6 protein-coding genes are annotated in these 4,251 nt (G+C 62.9%); 5 read left to right on the forward strand and 1 reads right to left on the reverse strand.

Annotated elements, in window-relative coordinates:
* The first annotated feature begins 133 nt into the window (after positions 1 to 133).
* Both FV242_RS32845 and FV242_RS32850 read left to right on the forward strand, forming a co-directional pair.
* Entirely contained in the window at positions 134 to 922 is a 789-nt protein-coding gene (locus FV242_RS32845; protein ID WP_187278671.1) for a hypothetical protein, read from the forward strand.
* Positions 915 to 1,604 carry a hypothetical protein gene (locus tag FV242_RS32850; protein ID WP_147941864.1) on the forward strand — a complete coding sequence of 230 codons (690 nt, stop codon included), beginning with the start codon at positions 915 to 917 and terminating at the stop codon, positions 1,602 to 1,604. Before FV242_RS32845 ends, FV242_RS32850 begins: the two co-directional genes overlap by 8 nt.
* 219 nt (positions 1,605 to 1,823) lie before the next feature.
* Here the strand turns inward: FV242_RS32850 and FV242_RS32855 are convergent, their stop codons facing one another.
* Positions 1,824 to 2,141, reverse strand: coding sequence for a heme utilization protein (locus FV242_RS32855; RefSeq protein ID WP_246693002.1), 318 nt, complete (start codon positions 2,139 to 2,141; stop codon positions 1,824 to 1,826).
* 422 nt (positions 2,142 to 2,563) lie between these two features.
* Between FV242_RS32855 and FV242_RS32860 the strand changes: the two genes are divergently transcribed.
* The 3 genes from FV242_RS32860 to FV242_RS32875 all read left to right on the forward strand — a co-directional run.
* Entirely contained in the window at positions 2,564 to 2,782 is a 219-nt protein-coding gene (locus tag FV242_RS32860) for a hypothetical protein (RefSeq protein ID WP_147911013.1), read from the forward strand.
* A gap of 452 nt (positions 2,783 to 3,234) precedes the next feature.
* A complete protein-coding gene (locus FV242_RS32865) occupies positions 3,235 to 3,678 on the forward strand; it encodes a DMT family transporter (RefSeq protein ID WP_147911014.1) in 444 nt (147 codons plus the stop codon).
* 332 nt (positions 3,679 to 4,010) lie between these two features.
* A partial coding sequence (locus FV242_RS32875; protein WP_281407138.1) for a transaldolase family protein occupies positions 4,011 to 4,251 on the forward strand: 241 nt, incomplete at its 3' end.

Consider the following 4,251-nt stretch of genomic DNA (forward strand, 5'->3'; position numbering starts at 1 on the left):
TGCACCGACCCCGTACGAGATCCGACACAAATCGTGACATGGTTCGTCCGACGCTGGCAGGTCGAGGTTACCTTCCAAGAGGCACGCGCCCATCTCGGCGTCGAGACCCAGCGTCAGTGGTCCGACAGAGCGCTTGGCCGCCACGCTCACATTCCTGACGACCCTGGTGAAAGAAAGCATCGTCAACGAGGGAGCCTTCCAGGCGGACAACGACCCTCGGAAGATCCTGGCCCATGAGGCGCTTCGGATGCTGAACGACGTCGTGCAGGGGGAACGCCACCAGATCCACAAGTTCTTCGACGGCATCCGGAGGACGGGTCGTCCTCGATCAAGCCTCGACCTGCACAAGGGGGCGATCATCACGGCGTGCGTGAAGCGCGTCCGGGAAATCGAGATCGACCGGTACCCGAGCCGAGCAGACATCATCCGCAAGATCCGGAAGCACCCCGACCTCACGCCATATCTCGGTGACGACAACCAGGTCGGTGGGATGATCGGCCGGACAGAGGCCGACCCGAAGGCTGCTTGGTTCTTGCAAAACTACTACGACGCCTTGAAGGAAGCCGGGGGCGACACGTCATCCTCGGTCATTGATCGGGCGGCGTTCCTTGTCGGGCTGCGGCACAAGCCGCTGGATATGCGGACCGCCATGACCGCGAAACCGGTCAATCTCATCATCTACAACCCCGGCGCCAGCCAGGGGCAGGCGTTGCCCGAAGCGATCCATCGGTGGGCGGCCGGTGACGTGAAGGTGAAGCTGGTTGAGGTCGAGCGCGGGCAATTCGTCGTCCATGTCGATGGGCAACCGATGAACGGAAACGCCTCGATCCTTGAGGGCATCCAGTCCGCCATCGAAGCCCGACCCGCCACGGACCCTGACGCCGACAATCGGCTGAGCCAGGATGGATCTGTCGATGAGTAGGATGAAGGGGCGCCGCCCCCTGACCTGTCACCATGAAGGCGGCCACGCGCTCGTGCGCTGGTTCTTCGGGTACCACACCGATCGGGCGGTGGTGCAGACGGTTGAGGAACTCATTGCCGGCAAGCGTGTCCGAGACCGCCGCGGTCGGCTCGTGGCCTGCGAAGGCCTCGTGACGGGATACGATATATGCGGCTACCCGTTCGGCCGATTGAAGGTAAGCGGCGGGCCTCAGGAACAGGCCGAATGCGACCGGGTCCGGGCCATCAGCCGTGATATCGAACTTATCAACTGCTACGCCGGCTTCTACGCTGAGGCCGCCTACGCGCGGCGCTCTGTCGGCGGCTGCATGCTGGCTGGCGGCGGCGGCGACATGAAGAATTCCCGGGCCATCCTCGACGCCTGGCATCTGCCTGAGGAAGAACGCAGGGCCGTGACCCTGGCGGCCGAGGCCCGGGCTTCTGCGCTCGTGCGCTCGCCTCAGGGTGCAGCGGCGATAAAGGCGATTGCGGACGTCCTGATGACCCGCGGGCAGGCATCAGGGGATCGGATCGCGGCCCTATGCCGGAAGGCCTATGGAGGCCGGGAATGCGCCTATGGGGCCTGGATGGATCACTGGCCGCCGACATTGGAGCAGATCCGGACAGGACACATCCCCGAGCGCAGCGCGAAGGTCGCGGCCTGACACCTCAGTCCGTCCAATCCACGCCTGGACCGACTGCCATTCCGGATCGGCACTACCGACTGTCATCCCGAACCGGGAACCCGGCGGACGACATCGTTGAAGCCCGGCTAACCGCCCTCCCCCATCTTGATCACGGGCCGCGTTGCGTACTGGCTCCCGCCGTGAGGAACGGCATCAAGCCCCGCCAGCCCTAAAATTATGGGTGGCGGGCAGCTTCCGCTACCCAGCTCGTTTGGCGCTCCAACTGCCGCTACACTCGATCAACCCGCCGGACGTGCGCCACGTACCGCTGCCGCTGCCCCTTGTGTTGAGGCTCCCGGCAATCGGCACCCTGTTCGTTCCCTTGGTGATCGTCGCTTTCACTGCGCCCCCAGTGGAAACGCCACCATCGATGTCGATGTCGTCGCCAGGGACCGAAGCATCGCTGCCCTTGATCTGCACCTGATAGCTCGTGCTGGCTGAACAGGGCCCCTGGGCGGTCGCGGCGACGATTGTCCACAAGCCGTCGTACTGGTTCGGTATCCGCACCTTCCTCATCGCGGCATCAGCTGGATAGAGGGGGGTCGCTGACACAGCAGCTGCGAGGATCGCCACAGAAATACGGATCATAGATAGCCCCAATGTTCGCTGAACCATGGGCCGCTTATAGTTGGCCGCACTGCCCCAGGTACGAATGCGAAGTTCAAATAGTTTCAGCGCTAACTGAAATTGAATTATTAGAGCTGTTAAGCTTTTGGCGAAACTTGACTGTTTTCGTACTAAAACCTCCGGGTTCGGCAGCGCTGTATCTGATCATACAGTAAGGTTTTATCGTTTTATCGGTTCGATAGCTGAAACCCTCCTGCGATCACGGCCGTAGGGACCCGCTGACGCCGTGCTTCGGCGTCGTGCCGGGGCGTGCGGTTCCCCAGCCTTCCTAGCTCTGTGCCGACGCGCCCGCCGAACTCAGGAGAACAATGATGAGGAAGACGACCTTCGCTCTCGCTGCAGCAACCCTGCTCGGTGGCTTCACTCTCGGTGTCGGCACCGTGTCGGCAGCTCCAATTCCGGTAAGCGGTCTTCAGACCAGCCAGTCGGATGTCACGCAGGTCCGGATGATGCACGGCGACCGCATGATGATGAAGAAGCGCATGATGCGCCGCCGCATGATGCGCAAGCGGATGATGCATCGCATGTAAGGCGATCACGGCCAGCATCGAGAGGGCTCTGACCAGAGCCCTCTCACCCTCTGTCGTTCCGCCCGCTCACGAGGCTGACGCCTTGTCCCGCACCTACAGGCTCGCGGTGATGCCCTGCCCTGTGTACCAGGGCTGCTACCGCTGGATCGTGTCGTCCTCCGACGGTCTCTTCTGCGAGCGATCGGCGTATCCCTACGCGCCCAGGGGCGCTGCCTGGATCGTGGGCCGGATCCGGATGGCAGATCTGAAGGTCGATCGATTTTAATGCGAGACCACGGATCTCTGGTTATGACCCCCGGCCTGAAGTTCATTCCTGAGAATGGCGGCGGTGCCGGGATCCGGTTCCGGGAGCAGAAGGGAGCGTAGCGGCGGGACGACATGCCGCCGGTACTCGTGAGCCGACCTGACCGACACTGCCCTAGTTATAGATCTCACTGATTGAGATCTCAGCCATGTGGTACCTCTACGGCCTCGTGCTTCTGGCCGGCGTCGCCAACGCCGTCCAGGCGGGGCAGAACGGTGCTCTCTCAAAGGGATTGGACGAGTCTCTGACCGCCGGCCTCGTCGTGGTCGCCGGCACCGCAACGTGCATTCTCGTAGTTGGTCTTCTCTCAGGCAAGCTCGCTTGGCCGACAGCGGCTCAGGCTGCGGGGATGCCTTGGTGGGCGTGGCTCGGTGGGATCCTCGGCGGCTGCATCATCCTGGCTCAGTTCCTCGTGGCCCGTCAGATCGGAGCCGCCCCATTCCTCGGCCTCCTCGTCACCGCCGGCGTGGTGACCTCGATCGTGTTGGACAACTTTGGCTGGATCGGCTTCGAACGGCACCCCGCAAGTGTGTGGCGGATCTTCGGAGGTCTCCTGATGGTGGGGGGCGTGGCCCTCGTCGCGCTGTTCTGATCGCTGTCACACCCAAATCAGTTTTATCCGCAGTCAGTACTCAAAGTACCAATCCATAATGGCAAGCACTCGGTATGATCATCGGCACGCTGCTGAGATCTGTCGCAAGCACGGCTGGAGCGTCGGGACCTGCCTTGTCGGCGATGCCGGCTTCGGGCCGACTGTCATCCAGATCACCGCCCTCGGTGATAAGATCATGCTCGCCAAGATCGTTAGGCAGGGCTGCGCATCGATTGGCTACCACGATGCTCAGGCGTGGTCCCTTTCTCTCCGCGACTTGCGGCCTGTGGGCTGATCCCAGTCCGATCACGATACGCCGTACGAGGTGAGCTATGACATCGCTGCTCAACCAACTCCGCGAGATGACCGTGGTTGTCGCCGATACCGGCGACATCGGCGCCATCGAGACGCTCAAGCCGATCGATTGCACCACCAACCCGTCGCTGCTGCTGAAGGCCGCCGGCATGGAGGGCCTCGCCCCGATCGTCGACGAGGCGGTGGCCTGGGGCAAGGCGCAGGGCGGCGAGACCGAGGATGTCGTCCAAGCGGTGGCCGACCGGCTCGCCGTATCGG

This window comes from Methylobacterium sp. WL64, assembly GCF_008039945.1.
Classification (GTDB): domain Bacteria; phylum Pseudomonadota; class Alphaproteobacteria; order Rhizobiales; family Beijerinckiaceae; genus Methylobacterium.